This is a genomic window from Terracoccus sp. 273MFTsu3.1 (assembly GCF_000383675.1).
Taxonomy (GTDB): Bacteria; Actinomycetota; Actinomycetes; order Actinomycetales; family Dermatophilaceae; genus Terrabacter.
Genome location: NZ_KB911821.1, coordinates 888,509 through 909,503, shown reverse-complemented (window position 1 = coordinate 909,503; position 20,995 = coordinate 888,509). Strand labels below are relative to the sequence as shown.

18 protein-coding genes are annotated in these 20,995 nt (G+C 72.7%); 12 read left to right on the top strand and 6 right to left on the bottom strand.

Annotated features, from left to right (window positions below; genetic code table 11):
- Positions 1-6 precede the first annotated feature (6 nt).
- Both H283_RS0109905 and H283_RS0109900 read left to right on the top strand, forming a co-directional pair.
- Positions 7-1,623, top strand: a complete 1,617-nt coding sequence (locus tag H283_RS0109905) for an iron ABC transporter permease (protein ID WP_020143364.1) — start codon at positions 7-9, stop codon at positions 1,621-1,623.
- Positions 1,620-2,786, top strand: coding sequence for an ABC transporter ATP-binding protein (locus tag H283_RS0109900; protein ID WP_020143363.1), 1,167 nt, complete (start codon positions 1,620-1,622; stop codon positions 2,784-2,786). The genes H283_RS0109905 and H283_RS0109900 overlap by 4 nt, the downstream gene beginning before the upstream one ends.
- A gap of 36 nt (positions 2,787-2,822) precedes the next feature.
- On the opposite strand, the gene H283_RS24635 is transcribed toward H283_RS0109900, so the two are convergent.
- Entirely contained in the window at positions 2,823-4,259 is a 1,437-nt protein-coding gene (locus H283_RS24635; protein ID WP_020143362.1) for an ATP-binding protein, read from the bottom strand.
- 177 nt (positions 4,260-4,436) lie between these two features.
- Between H283_RS24635 and H283_RS0109890 the strand changes: the two genes are divergently transcribed.
- Together H283_RS0109890 and H283_RS0109885 are read left to right on the top strand one after the other, a co-directional pair.
- Positions 4,437-6,404, top strand: a complete 1,968-nt coding sequence (locus H283_RS0109890) for an alpha/beta-hydrolase family protein (RefSeq protein WP_020143361.1) — start codon at positions 4,437-4,439, stop codon at positions 6,402-6,404.
- 68 nt (positions 6,405-6,472) lie between these two features.
- Positions 6,473-6,892 carry a hypothetical protein gene (locus tag H283_RS0109885; RefSeq protein WP_020143360.1) on the top strand — a complete coding sequence of 140 codons (420 nt, stop codon included), beginning with the start codon at positions 6,473-6,475 and terminating at the stop codon, positions 6,890-6,892.
- A 10-nt stretch (positions 6,893-6,902) separates the two neighbouring features.
- Here the strand turns inward: H283_RS0109885 and H283_RS0109880 are convergent, their stop codons facing one another.
- The gene (locus H283_RS0109880; protein WP_020143359.1) at positions 6,903-7,463 is read right to left on the bottom strand and encodes a TetR/AcrR family transcriptional regulator; all 561 of its coding nucleotides are present in this window, start codon (positions 7,461-7,463) and stop codon (positions 6,903-6,905) included.
- Positions 7,464-7,675: 212 nt separating this feature from the next.
- On the opposite strand from H283_RS0109880, the gene H283_RS0109875 reads away from it, so the two are divergent.
- Positions 7,676-9,883 (top strand): MMPL family transporter, encoded by a 2,208-nt coding sequence (locus H283_RS0109875; RefSeq protein WP_020143358.1) that lies wholly within the window; start codon positions 7,676-7,678, stop codon positions 9,881-9,883.
- Positions 9,884-9,935: 52 nt separating this feature from the next.
- On the opposite strand, the gene H283_RS28395 is transcribed toward H283_RS0109875, so the two are convergent.
- Positions 9,936-10,277: a DUF202 domain-containing protein gene (locus H283_RS28395; protein WP_020143357.1), complete on the bottom strand. Its 342-nt coding sequence runs from the start codon at positions 10,275-10,277 to the stop codon at positions 9,936-9,938.
- A complete protein-coding gene (locus H283_RS28390; protein ID WP_020143356.1) occupies positions 10,274-10,639 on the bottom strand; it encodes a YidH family protein in 366 nt (121 codons plus the stop codon). Before H283_RS28390 ends, H283_RS28395 begins: the two co-directional genes overlap by 4 nt.
- A gap of 253 nt (positions 10,640-10,892) precedes the next feature.
- Here H283_RS28390 and H283_RS0109860 point away from each other — a divergent pair, with 253 nt between their 5' ends.
- Together H283_RS0109860 and H283_RS0109855 are read left to right on the top strand one after the other, a co-directional pair.
- Positions 10,893-11,702, top strand: coding sequence for an SDR family oxidoreductase (locus H283_RS0109860; RefSeq protein WP_020143355.1), 810 nt, complete (start codon positions 10,893-10,895; stop codon positions 11,700-11,702).
- A gap of 72 nt (positions 11,703-11,774) precedes the next feature.
- A complete protein-coding gene (locus H283_RS0109855) occupies positions 11,775-12,614 on the top strand; it encodes an aldo/keto reductase (protein WP_020143354.1) in 840 nt (279 codons plus the stop codon).
- Between the two features lie 16 nt (positions 12,615-12,630).
- Here H283_RS0109855 and H283_RS0109850 read toward each other — a convergent pair whose 3' ends face one another.
- Complete coding sequence (locus H283_RS0109850; protein WP_020143353.1) at positions 12,631-12,975, bottom strand: helix-turn-helix transcriptional regulator; 345 nt, start codon at positions 12,973-12,975, stop codon at positions 12,631-12,633.
- A 133-nt stretch (positions 12,976-13,108) separates the two neighbouring features.
- Here H283_RS0109850 and arsB point away from each other — a divergent pair, with 133 nt between their 5' ends.
- The 3 genes from arsB (at position 13,109) to H283_RS0109835 (ending at position 15,286) form a co-directional block, all read left to right on the top strand.
- Positions 13,109-14,254 (top strand): ACR3 family arsenite efflux transporter, encoded by a 1,146-nt coding sequence (gene arsB / locus H283_RS0109845; RefSeq protein ID WP_196805944.1) that lies wholly within the window; start codon positions 13,109-13,111, stop codon positions 14,252-14,254.
- On the top strand, positions 14,251-14,667 hold the full coding sequence (locus H283_RS0109840; protein ID WP_020143351.1) for an arsenate reductase ArsC: 417 nt from the start codon (positions 14,251-14,253) through the stop codon (positions 14,665-14,667). The genes arsB and H283_RS0109840 overlap by 4 nt, the downstream gene beginning before the upstream one ends.
- A gap of 85 nt (positions 14,668-14,752) precedes the next feature.
- Entirely contained in the window at positions 14,753-15,286 is a 534-nt protein-coding gene (locus H283_RS0109835; RefSeq protein WP_020143350.1) for a DinB family protein, read from the top strand.
- Positions 15,287-15,332: 46 nt separating this feature from the next.
- Here the strand turns inward: H283_RS0109835 and H283_RS0109830 are convergent, their stop codons facing one another.
- Positions 15,333-15,686 (bottom strand): helix-turn-helix transcriptional regulator, encoded by a 354-nt coding sequence (locus tag H283_RS0109830; RefSeq protein WP_020143349.1) that lies wholly within the window; start codon positions 15,684-15,686, stop codon positions 15,333-15,335.
- Between the two features lie 122 nt (positions 15,687-15,808).
- On the opposite strand from H283_RS0109830, the gene H283_RS0109825 reads away from it, so the two are divergent.
- Positions 15,809-17,251: an NAD(P)-binding domain-containing protein gene (locus H283_RS0109825; RefSeq protein WP_020143348.1), complete on the top strand. Its 1,443-nt coding sequence runs from the start codon at positions 15,809-15,811 to the stop codon at positions 17,249-17,251.
- Positions 17,252-17,865: 614 nt separating this feature from the next.
- A complete protein-coding gene (locus H283_RS0109820) occupies positions 17,866-20,886 on the top strand; it encodes a LuxR C-terminal-related transcriptional regulator (RefSeq protein WP_020143347.1) in 3,021 nt (1,006 codons plus the stop codon).
- Positions 20,887-20,995 lie beyond the last annotated feature (109 nt).

Below are 20,995 nucleotides of genomic sequence, written 5' to 3'. Positions count from 1 at the left end.
TCTCGGGTGACCACCGACCTCACCGCACCCGGCGCGCACCGCGCGTCCGGCACCGGCACGGCTCCCACGCCGGGCCCGGGCACCCGCCCGGGCCCGGCGTCCGGGCGTCGGCGACCGCCCGCCCTCGCGGTCATCGCCGTGCTCATCGCGCTCTTCTCGCTCGTGCCCCTCGGCTACGTCATCGCCATGACGGTCGCCACCGGGTGGGATACCGCGGTCAGTCTCATCTTCCGAGCGCGCGTCGGTGAGCTGCTCCTCAACACCATCCTGCTCATGGCCGTCTCCGTGCCGCTGTGCCTCGTCCTCGGCGTCGGTGGCGCCTGGCTCGTCGAGCGGACCGCCTTGCGCGGCAACAGGTTCTGGGCACTCGCGCTGGCCGCGCCGCTTGCCATCCCGGCGTTCGTCAACAGCTACGGGTGGGTGTCGGCCGTGCCGTCCCTCGCCGGCCTCTGGTCGGGCGTGCTCATCTCGGTGCTGTCGTACTTCCCACTCGTCTACATCCCGGCGGCGGCGACCCTGAGCCGCCTCGACCCCTCGCTCGAGGAGTCCGCGGCCTCCTTCGGGCTCGGACCGTGGCAGGTCTTCCGCCGCGTCGTGCTGCCCCAGCTGCGTCTCGCGATGACGGGTGGCGCGCTGCTCGTCGGACTGCACCTGCTCGCCGAGTACGGTGCCTTCGCCATGATCCGCTTCGACACGTTCACGACGGCGATCATGGTGCAGTACCAGTCGACCTTCAACGGCGCGGCCGGCAACATGCTCGCCAGCGTCCTCGTCGTCCTGTGTCTGCTGCTGCTCGTCGCCGAGGTCCGCAGCCGCGGCACCGCTCGCTACGCCCGCGTCGGCTCCGGCGGGCAGGCGGCCCCGGGGCGTATGCCGCTCCGCCGGCTCCACGTGCCGGCGCAGCTCGCGCTCCTGCTCCTCGTCGTGCTCGCCGTCGGCGTCCCGATGTGGTTCGTCGTCCGTTGGGTCGTGCTCGGCGGATCGGAGATCTGGGCCCCCGACGAGATCGTCCCGGCCCTGCTCCAGACGCTGCTCTACGGCGTGGCCGGTGCAGCGGCGACGACGCTCGTCGCCTTCCCGATGGCCTTCCTCGCGGTGCGCCGACCGAGCTGGTTCACCCGCTCCCTCGAGCTGTCCAACTACATCACGAGCTCGATGCCCGGCATCGTCGTCGGCCTCGCCTTCGTCACCGTGAGCATCCGCTTCCTGCCGGCGTTCTACCAGACGGCCGTCGTCCTCGTCGCGGCCTACGTGCTGCTCTTCCTGCCGCGTGCGCTGGTCAGTCTCCGCTCGGGGCTCGCGCAGGCGCCGCGGGAGCTCGAGGAAGCCGCTCAGGCGCTCGGGGTGCGTCCCCTCGGCGCATTCGTCCGGGTCACGCTGCGGCTGACGGCGCCGGCCGCGGCCGGGGGAGCCGCATTGGTCTTCCTCGCCATCGTCAACGAGCTGACGGCGACCCTCCTGCTCGCACCGAACGGCACGCGTACCCTCGCGACGGAGTTCTGGGCCAAGAGCAGCGAGATCGACTACGCCGGCGCCGCACCGTACGCCCTGCTCATGGTCGTGCTGTCGGCGCCGATGACCTACCTGCTCTTCCAGCAGTCGAAGAAAGCGGCCGGACAATGACCACGACACCCCCGTCGACCTCCTCGCACGCGCCGGTCGACTACCACGACCCGTCGGCCCGGGGCCGTCTCGAGGTCAAGGGACTGACGAAGAGCTTCGGCCCGCAGCAGGTGCTGCGCGGCGTCACCCTGTCGGTCGACCCGGGGAGCACGACGGCGATCGTCGGTCCGTCGGGCTCGGGCAAGACGACCCTGCTGCGCCTCATCGCCGGCTTCGAGCGCGCCGACGCGGGCTCGGTCACGCTGAGCGGGCGCGCGCTCGCCGGTGCGGACGCCTGGGTGCCCGCGCACCACCGCGACGTCGGCTACGTCGCCCAGGACGGCGCGCTCTTCCCGCACCTCACCGTCGGCCAGAACATCGCCTTCGGCATCGACGCCTCCGACCTGGCCGGCGGCCGCAAGGCCGTGCGGGCGCGTGTCGCCGAGCTGCTCGAGATGGTCTCGCTCGACAGTGCGCTCGCGGCGCGGCGACCGCACGAGATCTCGGGCGGGCAGCAGCAGCGGGTGGCGCTCGCGCGGGCCCTCGCCCGCGAACCCGAGCTCATGCTCCTCGACGAGTCCTTCTCGGCCCTCGACGCGGGTCTGCGGGTCGCGACCCGGCGCACCGTGGCCAAGGTGCTGCACGACGCCGGCATCACGACGGTCCTCGTCACCCACGACCAGGCCGAGGCGCTGAGCTTCGCCGACCAGGTCGCCGTGATGCGCGACGGTCTGCTGGCGCAGGTCGACAGCCCGCTCGAGGTCTACACGCGGCCCGTCGACCGGGCCACGGCCGAGTTCCTCGGCGACGCGGTGATGCTCGAGGCGTGGGTCGACGGCGACACGGCGACGTGCTCGCTCGGGTCCGTCCCGCTCGCGGCGACGACCCTCCGCGGACACGTGCAGCTGATGCTCCGACCGGAGCAGATCCGCGTCGACGAGCAGGGACCGATCCGTGGGGTCGTCGTCGACACCGACTACTTCGGTCCCGAGAGCACGGTCCGTCTCGAGCTGACGTCGAGCCGCGAACCCGGTTGTGAGACCTCGGCGCTCGCGCGCGAGGGAGAGATCATCAGCATCCGCCACTCCAACGCGTTCATCGCCGCGAAGGGCACCGAGCTCCGGTTGCGCATCGAGGGCGAGGCCATCGCCTTCCCGGTAGCGGCACCACCGCCGCCCGCCTGACGCAGCGTCGCCGGACCGGCGTCCGAGGTCGTGCCCTCAGGGCATCGGCACCGGGACGTCGGTGCCGCCCTGCGGGGTGATCCGTCCACGGACCTGCACGACGCTCGGCATCGGGACGAAGCCACCGGCGAGCAGGGCCTCACCCTGACGGAAGCGAGCGGCCTGGGCGAGCAGTCCGCGGGGCACGAACCCGAAGACCGACGCCAGCTGGTCGAGGTCCTCCCGCGAGTTCATCCGCATCAGCGTCAGGTTGTCGCACTGGGACACGACGCCCGGGTGGACCTTCGACGGACGCTGGGTCGACAGGAGCAGCCAGAGGCCGTACTTGCGGCCCTCGGCGGCGATCTGGATGAGCCGGTCGCGCACCGCGACCCCGAGGGGGGTCTCGGGCTCCGGGGGGCAGAGGTTGTGCGCCTCGTCGACGACGATGAGGAGGGGGCGGCGTTCGGTGCGCCGGGCCCACAGGTCGTCGAGGACGGCCAGGGCCACGGTGAGCTGCTCCTCGGGCCGGTCGTAGCCACCGAGGTCGACGACCGTCGCAGCCGGTCGGCGCGCGATGACGTCCGTCACGGCCGTGGCGCCGAAGGCCCACGTCTTCGTCCACTCGGTGAGGCCGAGGTTCTCCAGGCGCTGGGCCAGGGCTTCGGCGTCCGGGTCGCCGAGCGATCGCAGGTACGGGACGATCTGCCCGGCGTCCACGGTCTGGAAGTCTCCTCCGAAGAGACGCAGCAGCGCGTTGTACTCGGCCCGGTCGACGACCGGGTCGAGACGCAGGACCGCGGCCTTGGCCCGGGACGTGAGCTCGGTGAAGCGCACCCGCAGCGGGTTCTGCTCGTCGTCGGGCCGCAGGATGACGACCCCACGGTCCTGGAGTGCGTGGGCCTGCTCGTCGTCCTCCGAGCCGGCCTGGACGGCCTGCTCGTGCAGGCGCACGAAGTCGCTGTTGGGGTCGAAGACGACCATGGGGAGGCGGGTCGTCAGGAGGATCCGCTCGAGCAGCACGCCGAGGGCGTACGTCTTGCCCGAGCCGCTCTGCCCGCACCAGAACGTGTGTCGGTTGAGGCGGTTGGGCACGAGCGCGACGCCCACCGACTCCTGGCCCGCGAGGTGGCCGAGGTGCAGCTGGGGGTCGCCGGCCGACAGCAGCCGCTGCACGGCGTCGGGTCGGGTCGGCCGCACCGGGACCTCGTGCCACGGGGAGTCCGCGGGTCGCCCCGAACCGGAGCCGCCCCCGACCTGCACCAGCGTGCCGGTGGCGGCGAAGCCGGAGCCCGACGCCTCGTCCGTGACCTCCTCGACGAACGCGAGGATGCCCTCCTCGCCGTCGAGCTCGAGGTAGTCGCCCGGCAGCGGGCGTTCGCTCCCGGGCCCGCGGGCCACGAAGGACCGGCCGTCCGGGGACTCCAGATGGGTCAGCGCCGGCGGCACGGAGGTCGGAGCGGTGGGCGGGTCGACCTCGACGTTCGCAGTCATGGATCCATGATGCTCACGGCTGACGCCCGATGGGCACCCCTTGGCGCAGAAGGCTGCCCGACGCGCCCGAAGATCACCCTGGTGGGGTGAGCGCAACGCGTCCCCGCGTGACCATGCTCGAAGGTGGGCGGGTGTGACGTCGGGTCCACCTGCAGCCGGTCAGTGCCGGGAGGGCTCATGGAGCAGTCGGACTTCGTCCACACCGGGCAGAAGGTCGGCCTCGTCATGGCCTCCTTCGTCACGCCGTCGACGCTGGCGCCGTCGCTGTCGAAGCGCTCCTGGCAGGACCAGGGCATCATCACCGGCCTGTCGACAGGCGCCCACTACCTCGTCGCGCTCTCCTCGCAGGACGTCATCGACGTCGTCGCGAACGCCGCAGCGACCTGGCCCGTCTTCCCGGACGGATGGTCCGACGAGCGCCGCCGGTCCGCCGCCGCCCTGGGGTGCGAGCTCGTCATGGCACCGCTGGGACTCGGCCTTGCGGCCTACCTCGACCGGCGTGGCGTCGCGACGGCGAAGGACGGGCTCCTGCGACAGGGGGCGTGGCGGATGGGCGCCACGGGCCTGTGCGGGTCCGTGCTCATCGGAGCCACGGCCGGCGCGCGCCGGCTCGATCGGGCCGTCGGTGCGGACGGACGTCTCGCCGCCCTGCCGCTGTCGATCCCGGTGGGGCTGGCCACCTCGGCGCTCATCGAGCGGGTCCGGCGCGAGTCCGCCTCGGAGACAGGGCTCGACACCGTCGACGACGTGCCCACCCTCCGTGGGCTGGCCGCCGGTGGTGGCGTCCTCGCGGTGCTCTACGGCGCGGGCTGGGTCGAACGGTGGACCGCCGAACAGGTGCGCCGGCTCGCACCCGGGCAGGCGCCCGGTGCCGGGCTGGCCTGGCAGCTGGCCTCGCACGCGGCCTTCGTGGCCGGCGCGGGCCTGGCCGTCAGCGCGCTCTGGACCCGGGTCATGCAGCGGATCGAAGCAGTGACGACGACGGTGGACCCGTGGATGCAGGCCGCACCCGGCGTCTGGACGCACCCGATGACGAGCGGAGACCCCGCGAGCCTCGTGTCGTGGGAGTCGCTGGGGCGGGAGGGGCGGCGGCACGCCGTCACCTACGTGCGACCCGAACCCGTGACCGACCGCCAGCCGCTGCCCGACGGCCGGACCCCGCCCGACCTCTCGATCGCGACGGTGATGGGCGAGCGCGCCCGCGCCCACCCCGTGCAGGTCTTCGTCGGTCTCGACAGCGCGGCGACACCCACCGAGCGCGTCGAGCTCGCCATCGCCGAGATGGACCGCACCGACGCCTGGTCACGCTCGCTGCTCATGCTCGTGTCGCCCACCGGGACGGGCTACGTCAACTACGTCGCGATCGCCGCCGCCCAGTACCTCACCCGCGGCGACGTCGCGAGCGTCACGATGCAGTACTCCAAGCGCCCGTCGCCTCTGTCGCTCGGCAAGGTCCGCGACGCGCGCGAGCAGAACCGCTTGCTGTGGCTGCGCATCTTCCAGCGGGTGCGCGACATGGCCCCGGACGAGCGGCCTGAGGTCGTGCTCTTCGGCGAGTCGCTCGGTGCGCACACGAGCCAGGACGTGCTGCTCGGCTGGGGCACCCTGGGGCCGCAGGCCCTCGGGATCGACCGGGCCCTGTGGATCGGCACGCCGGGTGGCAGCAAGTGGATGCACGAGGTGACGGGCGCCCCGCGCCCCGACGTGGACGCGAGCCTCGTCACCGTCGTCAACGACCACGAGCAGCTCGTCGCCCTGGGGCAGGAGGCCCGCGACCGGCTGCGCTACGTGCTCCTGAGCCACGACAACGACGGCGTCACGAAGTTCGGCCCCGACCTGCTCAACCGCAGACCCTCCTGGCTGGGACCCGACCGGCCGCGCCGCGAGGAGGTGCCGCTGCGGTCGCCACGCGGCATACCCGCGGGGATGCGGTGGCGTCCCGTCACGACCTTCTTCCAGACGCTCGTCGACATGAAGAACGCACAGGTGCCGGGCTCCTTCAGGGCCTGGGCCCACGACTACCGGGCCGACCTGCCTGAGTTCATCCGCGACGTCTACGACCTCGAGTGCACGGACGAGCAGATGCAGGCCATCCAGGCCGCGGTGCGTGTGCGCGAGGAGTTCCGCGAGGGGGTCTTCGCCTGAGCGGCCTTCAGCAGCAAGAGCATCCGCCCGAACCTGACCGCCAGAAAGAAACCTGAACGGAGGACGCCATGGCAGGCGCCAGTCCCACCGCCCCCACTCGCCGTGCCCGCACGCTCTGGGCTGCGGGCGCGAGCACCTTCGCCGCGACGATCATGCTCGTCGTGGGTCTGTTCCAGTTCGTCGAGGGCCTCGTCGCCGTCGTCAACGGGCCCGAGTTCTACGTCAGCACGCCGAGCTACGTCTTCACCTTCAACGCGACCGCGTGGGGCTGGTTCCACATGGTCATCGGCCTGGCGGCGGCCGTCGCGGGTGGCTTCATCTTCACCGGCAACCTGCTGGCCCGGTCGGTCGGCGTCGCGCTCGCGGTGCTGTCGGCACTCGCGAACTTCCTGTGGCTGCCGCACTACCCGCTCTGGGGGATCATCATCATCGCCCTCGACGTGCTCGTCATCTGGGGACTGACGTCGGTGGACCTCAGCGACCTCTGAACCGGCGGCGTCAGTCGTGGGGGAGCATCGCCGGACCGAGCCGGAGCAGCTCGGCACGCAGCGTCTCGTCGTCGACGTCGGCGAGCATCGGGTCGATCCCGGCCTGGGCGACGCCGGCCCCGACGACCGATACGGCGATCCGACGCCGCAGGTCGGGCGACGGCCCGAGGAGCAGGGAGGTCAGTCGTCCGATGAGCGAGGTGAGGTCCTCGTGGCCGGCCATGATGCGCTCGACCTCGGGGTCGCGCATCAGCGCGGCCACGACCTGGCGGTGGCTGATCATGAGGTCGACGAGGCCCCGCAGCGCTGCGGTCGCGGCCGCGTCGGGAGTCGCCTCCGCCTCGGCGGCCGTGACGAAGGCCGTCATGTCGACGAGCGCCTCCTCGAGGACGGCCAGGACGATGTCCTCCTTGGCGTGGAACTGGTAGTAGACCGCCGCCTTGGTGACCCCGAGGTGGTCGGCGATCATCTGCAACGACGTCCCGGTGACGCCGTGCTCGGCGAAGAGCTCGACGGCAGCCTCGATGACGCGCCGGCGGCCGTGGCCCCGCGGGGCCTGGGGTCGCGCCATGGTCGCCTCCTCGTCGGTCGTCCACGCGGGTGCCGTATGCCGTCGACCACCGCGCCGCGGGTGGTGGCCGTCGACGGGCACGGCGTGGTGCGCGTCACCCTAGCGGAGCCGGCCGATCGGCTTGTCATCAAGTTAGCCGAACGGTTAACTTGAGGATCGCTGGTCAGCGACGCCCGGCACCGAAGCACCTCGAGACCCTTGGAGTCACCTCGATGGCCACCCTGCTCTACCGGATCGGACGTCTCGCGTTCGGTCGTCGCGGCGTCGTCACGTCCGCCTGGTTCGTCCTTCTCGCCGTGCTCGCCGGTGTGCTGCTGACGCTCGGCAGTGCCCCGACCTCGAGCGTCACGATCCCCGGCACCGAGTCCCAGCGGGCCCTCGAGGCGCTGGCCAAGGAGTTCCCGCAGGCGAGCGGGGCCTCGGGCACCGTCGTCGTCCGGGCGCCCGAGGGGCAGACCGTCGTCGCCCCTGCCGGCAAGGCGGTCGTCGACGACGTCGTCGCGCGGGCCGGAAAGGTCCCGGGGGTCGTCGGTGCCCTCAGCCCCTTCGACACCAAGGCGCTCAGCCCGGACGGCCGCTACGGCCTCGTCACGGTCCAGTTCGACCGGACGGCCGACGAGCTGACCGCCGAGCAGCGCTCTGCCTACGAGGCGCTCGGCGACGGCGCCCCGAGCGGCTGGGCCGTGGCCGCCGGTGGGGAGCCCCTGCTCGCGACACCCGAGATCGGCTCGACCGAGGGCATCGGCGTCCTCGTCGCGCTCGTCGTGCTCGTCATCACCTTCGGCTCGCTCGTCGCGGCGGGCATGACGATGGTCAACGCGCTCATCGGGGTGGGCGTCGGCATGATCGGGCTGCTCATCGTCGGGCACGCCGTCGAGCTCTCGAGCGTGACTCCGGTGCTCGCGCTCATGCTCGGTCTCGCGGTCGGCATCGACTACTCGCTCTTCATCACCTCGCGCTACCGGCACAACCTCGCCCTCGGCCTCGAGCGCCAGGAGGCGGCAGGGCGTGCCGTCGGCACCGCCGGCACCGCCGTCGTCTTCGCCGGCCTCACCGTCATCATCGCCCTCGCGGGCCTGTCGGTCGTCGGCATCCCGTTCCTCACCGCGATGGGCCTCGCGGCGGCCGGGACCGTGCTCGTCGCCGTCCTCGTGGCCGTGACGCTGCTACCGGCCCTGCTCGGTCTCGCCGGCGACCGGGTGCTCTCACGCCGGCAGCGCCGGGCCGACGCCGCCGGCACGGACCTCGACGAGGGGGCCGACAACCGCGGCTTCGCCTGGGGCCGCTTCACGGTGCGGCACCGCGTCCCGGTGCTCCTCGCCGGCATCGTCGTCCTCGGCGCGGTCGCGCTACCGGCCGCCGGCATGCGCCTCGCCCTGCCGGACGACGGCACGGCGCCGGCCGCGAGCAGCAAGCGGATCGCCTACGACCTCATCTCGGACGGCTTCGGCGAGGGTTTCAACGGCCGTCTCGTCATGGTGGTCCACGGCGACACCCAGCAGCAGGTGCAGCAGGCCACGGAGGGTGCGGCCAAGGCGGCCTCCGGCCTGTCCGACGTGCTCGCCGTCGCGCCCGGGCAGACGAGCGCCGACGGACGCACGACGATCCTCGCGGTCATCCCGAGGTCAGGCCCCACGGCGGAGGCGACCTTCGACCTCGTCCGCGACCTGCGCTCGGCTCTCGCCGTGACGGCCGGCGCGACCGGAGCCGAGATCTCGGTCACCGGCGTCACGGCAGTCGGCGTCGACGTGTCCGACAAGCTCTCCGCGGCCCTGCCCGTCTACCTGCTCGTCGTCGTCGGGCTCGGCTTCGTCCTGCTCATGCTGATGTTCCGGTCGCTGCTCGTGCCGCTCACGGCGACCCTCGGCTTCCTCCTGACGATCGGTGCCGCGTTCGGAGCGACCGTCGCGATCTTCCAGTGGGGCTGGCTGTCCTCGCTCGTGGGGCTCGACACTGCCGGGCCGCTCGTCAGCTTCCTGCCGATCCTGCTCATCGGCATCCTCTTCGGTCTGGCCATGGACTACGAGGTCTTCCTCGTCTCGCGGATGCGCGAGGACTTCGTGCACGGGGAGACCGCGCGCGAGGCGGTCGTCGCCGGTGTCGGGCACGGTGCTCGGGTCGTCGTCGCCGCGGCGCTCATCATGATGTCGGTCTTCGCCGGCTTCGTCCTCGTCGAGGACCCGATCATCAAGTCCATGGGCTTCGCCCTCGCGTTCGGGGTCGCGGTCGACGCCTTCGTCGTGCGCCTGTCCCTCGTCCCGGCGGTCATGTCGTTCCTGGGCGACAGGGCCTGGTGGCTGCCGCGGTGGCTGGACCGCGTCATGCCCAACGTCGACATCGAGGGCGAGAAGCTTCGTCCCGCAAGCGGATCCGGTGACCCTGAGGGTGCCGAGCGACCGGCGGTCCAGACCGCCCCGTGACGTCGCCGACCTCGTATGCCGCGTGTCGGAGGGGACACGGCATACGAGGTCGTCAGCGGCTCGCGATGACGATGACGAGTGCGAGGGCTCCGATCGCGAGGACGCCGGCGATCGCGGCCGTCCTCGCGATCGGCACCGCGGCCACCGCGCGACCGTCCGGGTCGTCACGCAGGCGCACGAGGCGGCTGCCGTCGCGGTAGCGACGTCGTGCCGTCAGTGCGATGTCGACGCTCCACAGCAGGCCGAGGAGGGCGACGGCATACCCGAGGGGTCCGAGCTGCGGGGGGAGCACCCGCATCGCGACGAGCGAGCCGACGGCCACCGAGAGCGCCGTGCGGCGCCAGGCGAGCGAGGTGCGTTCCGCCTGCAGCCCGGGGTCCGCCGGCGAGGTCACAGCAGCAAGCCGACGACGACGGCGAGGGCGACGAGCCCGAGCAGCAGTGCGATGGGCAGCTTGAGGCCCGACGAGGGCAGCGGGGCGAGGCGCCGCATGGCGCGCTCGGTGCGCACCCACGAGAGCCAGGCCTGCACCGTGGCGGCCATCCCGGCGAGGACGAGCAGGAGGGAGATGGTCACGCGGAGCCACTCGGTGACCGGCAGCTGGAGGGCCTCGACGGCGAGCCCGGCCGCGACGAAAGCGAGCCCGGTCCGGATCCAGGCGAGGAAGGTGCGCTCGTTGGCGAGGCTGAAGCGGGGGTCGGGGTCCTCGCCGTGCTCGAAGACGGATCGTGGGAAGCGTCCGCGGTCCTGCGGCATGGGTGGTCGCCCTCCTCGTCGTCGACGTCCCCGCTCGGTCGCCGGGGTCGCTCACGATCATCCTCCGGGGCGAGCGGGTCGTGCCGCGTCGGGGCCCCCGGGCGCGTCCCTCGGGGTGGGTGAGGGCAGCTGCGTCACAGTTGCCCGCCGAGGGGTGCGGCACGGAGGAGGATCGAAGAGGGACCGGACCGAGACGCCGTCGGCGGTCGGCCGGGAGAGCGGTCACCGGCGCGTGGCCGGAGGGGAGAGGGTCATGGAGATCGAGGGAAGGGTCTTCGTCGTCACCGGGGGTGGCAACGGCATCGGTCGCGAGGTCGTGCTGGGTCTGCTCGCGAAAGGCGCGCGCGTCGCGGCCGTCGACCTGCGCGCCGACGGGCTCGCCGAGACGGTGCAGGCGGCCCGGGCCGGTGACCGGCTGAGCACCCACGTCGTCGACGTGACCGACCGCGCCGCCGTCGAGGCGCTCGCGGTCGCGGTCGTCGACGTGTACGGCAGGGTCGACGGACTGCTCAACGTCGCCGGCATCATCCAGCCCTTCGTGCCCTTCTCCGAGCTCGACCTCGCCGCGATGGACAAGGTCATGGCGGTCAACTTCTGGGGCGTCGTCCACACCGTCAAGGCGTTCCTCCCTCACCTCGTGACCCGTCCGCAGGCGTGCGTCGTCAACGTCTCGAGCATGGGCGCCTTCGCGCCCGTGCCCGGTCAGACGGTCTATGGCGCGAGCAAGGCCGCCGTCATGCTCCTCACCGAGGGGCTCTGGGCCGAGCAGCGCGGCACGTCGGTGGCGGTGACGTGCGTCTTCCCGGGTGGAGTCGCCACCGACATCGGCGGGCACAGCGGTGTGCCGGTGCCGGGCGGCGCCTCCGCCGACGAGGACGCCCCGACGTCGATGACCTCACCGGTCGAGGCGGCCCGCCGGATCATCGTCGACGGCGTCGGGGAGGGACGCTTCCGCGTCGTCATCGGCAAGGACGCCCGGATGCTCGACCGGCTGACCCGACTCGCACCCCGGCGCGCCACGGAGCTCGTGGCCAGGAGGATGGCGTCGCTGCTCGACCCCTGACTCGCGAGCGACCTCTGCCGCGGGTCGGCCGGCCCTCGCGCCCCGGGCCCGCCGAGTGCCTAGGTTGGACCCATGACCCAGGTTCCGGCACGCACCCTCGGCGACGGCACGACGCTCCCCGCCACCGGCTTCGGCACGTACCCGCTCACGGGCGAGGACGGCATACGCGCCATAGTGTCGGCGCTCGAGGCCGGCTACCGACTGCTCGACACGGCGGTCAACTACGGCAACGAGGCGGAGGTCGGCGAGGCCATCCGCCGCTCGGGGGTGCCTCGCGACGAGATCGTCGTCCAGACGAAGGTGCCGGGGCGCGACCACGCGTACGACCGTGCCATCGCCTCCGTCGAGGGCTCGCTCGAGCGCCTCGGCCTCGAGCAGGTGGACGTCGCCGTCATCCACTGGCCCAACCCGAGCGTGGGGCTCTACACCGACGCCTATCGGGCGCTCGTCGAGTGTCGCGAACGCGGCCTCGTGCGGTCGGTCGGCGTCAGCAACTTCACCGAGCAGCACCTCGCCGACGTCATCGAGGCGACGGGTGTCACGCCGGTGCTCAACCAGGTCGAGCTGCACCCGCTCTTCCCGCAGGAGCGTCTGCGCGCGGTCCACGAGCGGCTCGGGGTCGTCACCGAGGCGTGGAGCCCGCTCGGCAAGCGGAACGCCCCCTTCGCGGCCGATCCGGTCGCTGCCGCCGCGCAGGCTCACGGGGTCACCCCGGCCCAGGCGATCCTGCGCTGGCACGTGCAGCTCGGCGTCGTGCCCCTGCCGAAGTCGTCGGACCCCGAGCGGCAGCGCGCCAACCTCGACATCTTCGGCTTCGAGCTGAGCCAGGCCGAGGTCACCGCGATCTCGGCGCTCGCGCGCGCGGACGGGCGCCTCTTCGGGGGCGACCCGGACACCCACGAGGAGATGTGAGGCCCGAACCGGCGCGCTAGGCCAGGAAGCCGCGCACCGCGGCGAGCTGCTCGACGTCGAGCCGGAACCACGCCCAGCTGCCACGGCGCTCGCGGGTGAGCAGGCCCGCGTCGACCAGGGTCTTGAGGTGGTGGCTGACGGTCGGCTGGGAGACCTGCACGGCCTCGGTCATGTCGCACACGCAGGCCTCGCGCCCGGGTGCGGCGCTGATGATGCTGAGCAGCTGGAGGCGCACGGGGTCGGCGAGGGCCTTGAGCAGTACGGCCCGGCGGTCGGCCTCCACGCGGTCGAGGACGTCGACGAGAGAGGTGCCGCAGGCGGAGACCTCCTGCGGGGTCGTGCTCAACGTGGTCACGCTCACGGGTTCACCTTCCGTTCACCGACATCGACGATGGTCCATATTGACACAGGCCGATGCGGCTGCCAACGTTGAGCGATCGAGGGCGGTCGATGCGGCAGGCCCGCGACCCCGACCCAGCGTTCGAAGGACACCGGTGACCGACCCGACCAGCCCTTCTGCACGCCCCGCGTCTCCCGCCCACGACCCGGTGGCCGCGCAGCTCTCGACCCTCGACCGGTTCCTGCCGGTCTGGATCGGGCTCGCCATGGTGGCCGGCCTGCTGCTCGGGCGTCTCGTGCCCGGACTCGGCGACGGCCTCGCGCGCGTCGAGGTGGACGGCGTCTCGCTGCCCATCGCCCTCGGTCTGCTCGTCATGATGTATCCCGTCCTCGCCAAGGTCCGATACGACCGGCTCGACTCGGTGACCGGCGACACGCGCCTCCTGCTGAGCTCGGTCGTGCTCAACTGGGTCCTCGGGCCGGCCCTGATGTTCGCCCTGGCGTGGATCTTCCTGCCTGACCTTCCCGCCTACCGCACCGGCCTGATCATCGTCGGGCTCGCTCGGTGCATCGCCATGGTCATCATCTGGAACGATCTCGCGTGTGGTGACCGGGAGGCAGCGGCGGTCCTCGTGGCGATCAACTCCGTCTTCCAGGTCGTCGCCTTCGCCGGGCTCGGCTGGTTCTACCTCTCCGTCCTGCCCGGGTGGCTCGGCCTCGAGCAGACCGGCATCGACGCGTCGACGTGGGACATCGCACGGTCCGTGCTGGTCTTCCTCGGCATCCCGCTGCTGGCCGGTTTCCTGTCCCGCCGCATCGGGGAGAGGCGTCGCGGACGGGAGTGGTACGAGACGAGGTTCATCCCGAGGGTCGCCCCGTGGGCGCTGTACGGCCTGCTCTTCACGATCGTCATCCTCTTCGCCCTGCAGGGTGAGGCCATCACCTCGCAGCCGCTGGACGTCGTGCGCATCGCCCTCCCGCTCCTCGTCTACTTCGCCCTCATGTGGGGCGGCGGCTTCGGTCTCGGAGCGGGCCTCGGGCTCGGCTACGAGCGCACGGCGACCCTCGCCTTCACGGCGGCGGGCAACAACTTCGAGCTCGCCATCGCGGTGGCCATCGCCACCTTCGGCGCGACCTCCGGACAGGCCCTCGCGGGCGTCGTCGGTCCCCTCATCGAGGTGCCGGCCCTCGTCGCGCTCGTCTACGTGAGCCTGGCGCTGCGCAGGCGCTTCACCGCCCGACCCGGCAGCCGGGGCGCGCTGCCCGCGTCACTGCGACCATCGACCCAGGAGCTCTCATGACCGACAAGCCCTCCGTCCTGTTCGTCTGCATCCACAATGCCGGGCGCTCCCAGATGGCCGCCGCCTATCTCGCCCACCTCTCCGGCGGCGCCGTCGAGGTGCGCTCCGCCGGGTCCGCGCCCGCCGACGAGGTCAACCCCTCCGCCGTCGCCGCCATGGCGGAGGAGGGCATCGACATCACCGAAGAGACCCCCAAGATCCTCACGACCGAGGCGGTCAAGGAGTCCGACGTCGTCATCACCATGGGGTGCGGCGACACGTGCCCGATCTTCCCCGGCAAGCGCTACGAGGACTGGGAGCTCGCGGACCCCGCCGGCAAGGGCCTCGAGGCGGTGCGGCCGATCCGCGACGAGATCCGGCAGCGCGTCCTGGGGCTGCTCGAGTCACTCGGCGTCACCCCCGTCGACGCCTGACACCCTCCTGCCTCGACCTGACCGGGAGGCCGCGCGTCCGGGGCGATTCGCCGTCTTGGCAACGGCCGTCGCGCGACACTGGGGCATGGCCACCGTGGCGTCCGTCGACCGGCAACGCCTGCACGAGGATCTGGAGAGAGTCCGAGCCGACCTTCACCAGATCGTCGCAGCCGCGAGCCCTCGGGAGCTCCGCTGGCGCAGCGACGGAACGCGCTGGACCAATGGGCAGCTGTTGTGGCACATGGTCTTCGGCTTCCTCATCGTGGCTCGGCTGCTGCCGCTGGTCAGGCTGTTCGGGCGGCTGCCGGACGGCTTCAGCCGGGTCTTCGCAGCGCTGCTCGACGCGGGGACCCGGCCCTTCCATGCGATCAACTACCTCGGGTCCGTCGGTGGCGCGCTCGTCTTCCACGGCCCTCGGCTGACCCTCCGGCTCGACCACACCATCGCCCGGCTGCACCGCCGACTCGACGCCGAGTCGGCCGAAGCCCTCGGTAGGCGGATGCACTTCCCGCTCGGATGGGATCCCTTCTTCCGGGACACGATGACGCTGGCCGACGTGTACGCGTATGGCATGCAGCACTACGACTTCCACCGGCAGCAGCTCACGATCGACAGGTAGCGATGCGCCCAGCACGACAGGGGGGCCGGGAGAGGCCCCGGGTGGATCAGCCGTCGACCGGCGCGAGCAGGTCCGACATGACCCTGAGCGCTGACGGGGCCAAGCGGTAGTAGACCCAGCTACCCCGCCGTTCTGACTCGAGAAGGCCCGCCTCGCGCAGCTTCCTGAGGTGGTGCGACACGGTCGGCTGCGAGACCCCGACGTCCTGGATGTCGCAGACGCAGGCCTCGCCGCCCTCGGCAGAGGCGACGTTCGAGAAGAGCCGCAGCCGCACCGGGTCGCCCAGGGCCCTGAACATCGCAGCCACGCGCTCCGCGTCCGTCTCGCCGATCGGGGACCGGGTCAGCGGCGCACAGCAGGGCGTCGCGACGACGTCGAGGAGAGATCGCGGATTCGACATCCGTCTATGTTGACATCTGTCTATGCCGGTCGCAAGATGGCGATGTCGACATCGACAACCATCGAAACGGTGTGGGTCCCGCCCAGCCTCGGGACGCCACCCACCGAACTGGAGGCCGTCCCGTGACCAGCACCCACCGCGCACCCACCGAGGCCGTCGCCGGCGCGTCGTCACCGGTCGACGCTGCCGTCGCCGTCATCGGTGCCGGCCCGGTCGGTCTGGCCGCCGCGGCCCGCCTCCTCGAGCAGGCGCTCGAGCCGGTCGTGTTCGAGCGCGGAGACCGCGCGGGCGCCGCCGTGGCGTCATGGGGCCACGTGCGGCTCTTCTCCCGCTGGTCCGAGCTCATCGACCCGGCCGCCCGTCGCCTGCTGTCCGGCCGGGGCTGGGTCGAGCCCGACGCGGACCACTACCCGACGGGTGCCGAGTGGGCCGACGAGTACCTCCGACCGCTGGCCGAGGCGCTCGGCGACCGCGTCCACTACGAGACCACGGTGACCGGCGTGGCCCGGAAGGGGCGGGACCGGGTCGTCGACTCCGGCCGCGAGGGGCAGCCGTTCACGGTCCACGTCCGTCACGCGGACGGGCGCACGAGCCGGGTCACGGCCGGCGCCGTCGTCGACGCCTCGGGCACGTGGACGCACCCGAACCCGCTCGGAAGCGATGGTTACCCGGCAGACGGAGAGCACGAGCCCGCCATCGCGGCTCGCGTCTCCTACCGTGTCCCCGACGTCAGTGCCGCACGCGACGTCGCGCGTTTCGGGGGGCGGCGCACGGCAGTCGTCGGGGCGGGCCACTCCGCCCTGACGGCGCTGGTCGCCCTGGCCACGCTCGCCGAGCAGGAGCCCGGTACGAAGGCGGTGTGGGTGCTGCGACGGGGGGCCGTCGGCAGCGCCTACGGCGGCGGTGACGCGGACCAGCTGCCGGCCCGCGGCGCCCTCGGCCTTCGCGCACGCGACGCCGTCGCGGCCGGGCTCGTCGAGGTCGTCACCGGGTTCCGGACGCTGGCCGTCGAGCACGTCGCCGAAGGCTCCTTGGCCCTGGTCAGCGAGGAGGGGCGCCGCATCGACGGCCTCGACGAGGTCGTCGGGCTCACCGGGTTCCGCCCGGACCACTCGATCATGGCGGAGCTGCGCCTGCGCCTCGACGCCCGGCTCGAGGCGCCCCTCGGACTCGCACCGCTCATCGACCCCAACGTCCACTCGTGCGGCACCGTCTACCCGCACGGTGCAGGCGAGCTGGCCCACGACGAGCAGGGGGTCTACGTCGTCGGGATGAAGGCGTACGGTCGCGCGCCGACGTTCCTGGCGCTCACCGGCTACGAGCAGGTCCGCTCCGTGGCGGCCGCCCTGGCCGGTGATCACGAGGCGGCCGCCCGGGTCGAGCTCACGCTCCCGGAGACCGGGGTCTGCGGCGGGGCGGGGCTGTTCGACGAGCCGGCCGTCACCCGGGCGGACGCCGACGGTGAAGGGGCAGTCGGCGGCTGCTGTGCCCCGGCCGTGCCGCAGCTCGTCCGGATCGGCGCCTCGACGGGCAGCGGTGGAGCGTGCGGACCCGTCGGCTGCTGAAGCCTCCCGCCGGCCGCGGCCGCGGCCACCGCCCAGACTGCGCCCACGACTGCGCCCACGACTGCGCGGTGAGCGCCGTGAGAGCGTCATCGCCGTGACGCCCGACAACGTCTCGACCGTGACCCCAGGGCGTCAGTCGCGGGGCTCGTCGTCGTCGTCCCAGTGACACGTGCACGAGCACGTGTGGTCCACCGTTCCGTTCGCCGGGCACCTCTTGTGCCAGCCGTTCTCGCACTCTGCACTCATGGACATCGGCTCACCCCTGTGAGGTCTCCACGCTCGACCAGCCGGGCCACCGAGGGCGGTTCGCCCGGTGGGTGCGTCCCGGCCGCTCGGCCCGGCAACCGGTGGTCACACCGGTGGACGCACTCATGAGGAAACGCCTCAATCCTGAACGACGGCTGTGGGCAGGGGTACGGTGAAACCGGGCCGAGCGGCCGGTCACCGCGGTGGCCTGCGGTTCAAGCGGTCGGCCCGAACGTGTCGCAGGCGTGACCCCTCACGAAAGTGCACCGTGATGCCCCTCCCAGCACGTCCCCCCTCCAGCCGACCGGCCACCGACCCCCCGGAGACGTTCGGGCGACCTCCAGCGTCCTCCGGCAAGGACTGACGCCGTGCACTCGGGGACTGCGCGCACGACCGACGGCGACAGCGACGTCGGCTCCGCCGCCCTCCGGCGCCCGCCCAAGCACCGACCGCCCGGCCTTACGGTCCGCACGGTGCGCCGGGCCACGATCCCGGCACCTCGCGCGCTGGACTCGGCGACGGAGCGTGCCTGCGGCACGGTCGTGCTCGTCGCCGGCTCCGTCGGCACGGGCAAGACGACGTTGCTCGCGGACTGGTCGAACGCCTTGGAGCAGCGCGGCGACCTCGTCGGCTGGGCCTCGCTCGACCGTGAGGACAACGACCCCCAGGTCATGGGCGAGACGCTCCTCGGCGCCCTCAAGGCCGCCGTCGGCGCCCACCTGCCCGCCGTCGACGCGGAGACGGTCCCGAGCCGTGCCGGGCACGCGTTCGTGACCCGGCTCGTCCAGCTCGCGGGTGAGGCGCCGGCGGACACCTGGCTCGTCCTCGACGACCTGCACCTCGTCCGCGACCCGCGGTGCGTGGAGCTCGTCGAGCTGGTCGTCCGCTGGGCCCCGGCGCACCTGCACGTCGTCGTCGGCACGCGTGCCGACCCGGGGCTGCACCTGGCCCGTCTGCGCCTCGAGGAGCGGCTCGTCGAGGTGCGCGAGCACCAGCTGCGCTTCTCCATCGACGACACCCGTGAGCTGCTGTCCCGTCACGACGTCGCCCTCGACGACGGCCAGGTGCGCCACCTGCAGGAGCTCACCGAGGGGTGGGCGGCCGGGGTCGCCCTGGCGGCCGTCTCGTTGGCGCGCGGCCGCGACGCCGACGCCTTCCTCCGCGAGTTCGCGCGGAGCCACCGCGCGATGTCAGGCTACCTCGTCGAGGAGGTGCTCGCGAGCCTCGACGGGGAGGTGCGCGACTTCCTCGTCTCGACCTCGGTCCTCGAGGACCTCACGCCCGAGCTCGCCGCCGCCGTGACCGGGCGCGACGACGCGGGTGCGCTGCTCGAGGCGCTCTCGTCGGACAACGCCATGGTCACGGTCGACCGAGTCGGTCCGCCGACCTACCGCTACCACGTGCTGCTGCGCAGCTACCTCGGCGCGATGCTCGAGTCCCGCAGCCTCCGTGGCGCTCGGGAGGTCCACGCCCGCGCCGCTCGGTGGTATGCCGCCCACGACGTCCCGGGACAGGCGCTGCGTCACGCGGAGGCGGCGGGGGACCTCGACCTCATGAGCGACGTCATCCACCACCACGCGCTCCACCTGCTGCTCGACGGCCGGGCCGCCGACATCGACGCCGCCGTGCGCACGGTCCCGATCGGTGACCCCGTCATGACGGCGGTCGCAGCCCTCGCGAGCCTCGACCTGTCCGACCCGGAGGCCGCCCGGATCCAGCTCGTGTCCCTCGCGACGCAGCCCGACACATGGCTCGCGGGCGAGGGAGAGGGTGCCCGGGCGGAGGCCATGCCGGAGCCCGACGGCCCGGGACGCGACGACGCGGGGGCGCTACCCCTCGAGCGCCTGCTGGCGGTCGGCCTGCGCTGGCTCTCCTTCGTCGGTGACGACGTGGGCCGACGGTCGGCTGCGGACCCGGCCGCGCGCCTCGGCGCCCGGCCCAGTGGCGACGAGCGGGTCGCGGACGGGCTGACCGCCGAGCTGTCCTCCACCCTCCGGACGTGGTCGGGCAGCCGGTCCGCACGCGGCCACGTCGTGCCGACCTTCGACGATCCCGTCCCCGGTCACGGTGTGGGAGAGACGTCTTCGGCGCGGAGTCGTCAGATGGGTCGCGTGCCCCACGAGCATGCCCAGGCCGATCTCGACCTCCTCGACGAGCTGACGAGTGGTGGCGTCCTCTTCGGCGCGGGCCGTCTCGACGACGCGCGGACGGCCTACGGGGCGGCCCTCGGCACCGCTCGCCGTGCCGGGCACCTGCTGTCCGCCCTCCAGGCCATGGTCGGGCTCGCCTCGGTCGCGGCCGGCAAGGAGGACCTCGTCGAGATGACGGCATGGTCCGAGCGTGTGCTCGCGGAGGCGCAGGGCACACCGTGGGCCCTGTCACCCCGACTGCTGCCCGCTCATGTCTTCGCGGCGTGGGGCGCCCACCAGGTCCTCGACGTCGCGACCGCGCGGGACCGCAACCAGACCGCCCTGGCGCTGATCGCCGAGGTCTCTTCGATGATGCCCGCCCTCGTGTCCGGGGACGCGGAGTCCGGCGACGACGCCTCCACGACCGCGGCGCGCGGCCTCGTCCAGCTGGGTCGGCTCGCGCGGATGCTCGAGGCCGACCTCGACCTCGAGGAGGCCGCGGACGAGCCCGGTGCGCGGCAGGACGTGGCGACCCGCGTCATGGCCGGAGCCAGGGACGTGTCGCGACTGTCGATGACCACGGACCTCGCCGTGGGCGAGCTGTCGCGGGCGCACCGGATCGTGCTTCTCGCGGGCTTCCCGCGACTCGCTCTCGAGGTCGAGCAGCTGAGTGCCGGACTGCCCGGGTGCGAGGTCGAGGTCGCCGTCATGTCATCGGTGCGTCACCTCTGGGACGGCGACGACGCCGCTGCCCGATCGGCGGTCGCGCCCCTGCTCGCCGTCGACCCCGCGGTGCTTCCCCTGCGCGCGGCGGTCACGGCGCACCTCGTCAAGGCGGTGGTGGCCCACCGCAATGCCCAGCCCACCGTCGCGCACGAGGGACTCGTCGCCGCTCTCACCCGGGCTGCCCCCCAGCGCGCGCTCCGGACGGTGCTCGAGGTCGCGCCGGAGGTCGCCGACGTCCTCGCCGTCGGTGCCGGACGGTTCGGCGAGCTCGAGCCCTTCGCCCTCGAGCTGCGCGAGCATTCCCGTCCGGGTGTGGACCTGCGCCCCGATCCGCTGCTCGACGTCGCCCTCAGCGCCCGCGAGCTGAGCCTGCTGCGCGAGCTGCCGTCGCTCCTGACCGTCGCCGAGATCGCCGACGCGCGAGCCGTGAGCCGCAACACCGTCAAGACGCAGATGCGCTCGCTCTTCCAGAAGCTCGGCGTCGGGTCGCGCCGCGACGCCGTGGCCGCAGCGCGTCGTCTCGGGCTCCTCTAGGTCGCCGGCGGGTCGAGGTCACCCGCCCGGGGTGACGCCACGACGGACCCGGACCGGCACGATCGGAGCAAGAGCCTTCGGCATCCGGTCCGACCTGCGAAGGGGGCGG

Coding starts and splice junctions, on each gene's coding strand:
- H283_RS0109900 (WP_020143363.1), top strand. CDS start 1,620: ATGACCACGACACCCCCGTCGACCTCCTCGCACGCGCCGGTCGACTAC.
- H283_RS24635 (WP_020143362.1), bottom strand. CDS start 4,259: ATGACTGCGAACGTCGAGGTCGACCCGCCCACCGCTCCGACCTCCGTG.
- H283_RS0109890 (WP_020143361.1), top strand. CDS start 4,437: ATGGAGCAGTCGGACTTCGTCCACACCGGGCAGAAGGTCGGCCTCGTC.
- H283_RS0109885 (WP_020143360.1), top strand. CDS start 6,473: ATGGCAGGCGCCAGTCCCACCGCCCCCACTCGCCGTGCCCGCACGCTC.
- H283_RS0109880 (WP_020143359.1), bottom strand. CDS start 7,463: ATGGCGCGACCCCAGGCCCCGCGGGGCCACGGCCGCCGGCGCGTCATC.
- H283_RS0109875 (WP_020143358.1), top strand. CDS start 7,676: ATGGCCACCCTGCTCTACCGGATCGGACGTCTCGCGTTCGGTCGTCGC.
- H283_RS28390 (WP_020143356.1), bottom strand. CDS start 10,639: ATGCCGCAGGACCGCGGACGCTTCCCACGATCCGTCTTCGAGCACGGC.
- H283_RS0109860 (WP_020143355.1), top strand. CDS start 10,893: ATGGAGATCGAGGGAAGGGTCTTCGTCGTCACCGGGGGTGGCAACGGC.
- H283_RS0109855 (WP_020143354.1), top strand. CDS start 11,775: ATGACCCAGGTTCCGGCACGCACCCTCGGCGACGGCACGACGCTCCCC.
- H283_RS0109840 (WP_020143351.1), top strand. CDS start 14,251: ATGACCGACAAGCCCTCCGTCCTGTTCGTCTGCATCCACAATGCCGGG.
- H283_RS0109835 (WP_020143350.1), top strand. CDS start 14,753: ATGGCCACCGTGGCGTCCGTCGACCGGCAACGCCTGCACGAGGATCTG.
- H283_RS0109830 (WP_020143349.1), bottom strand. CDS start 15,686: ATGTCGAATCCGCGATCTCTCCTCGACGTCGTCGCGACGCCCTGCTGT.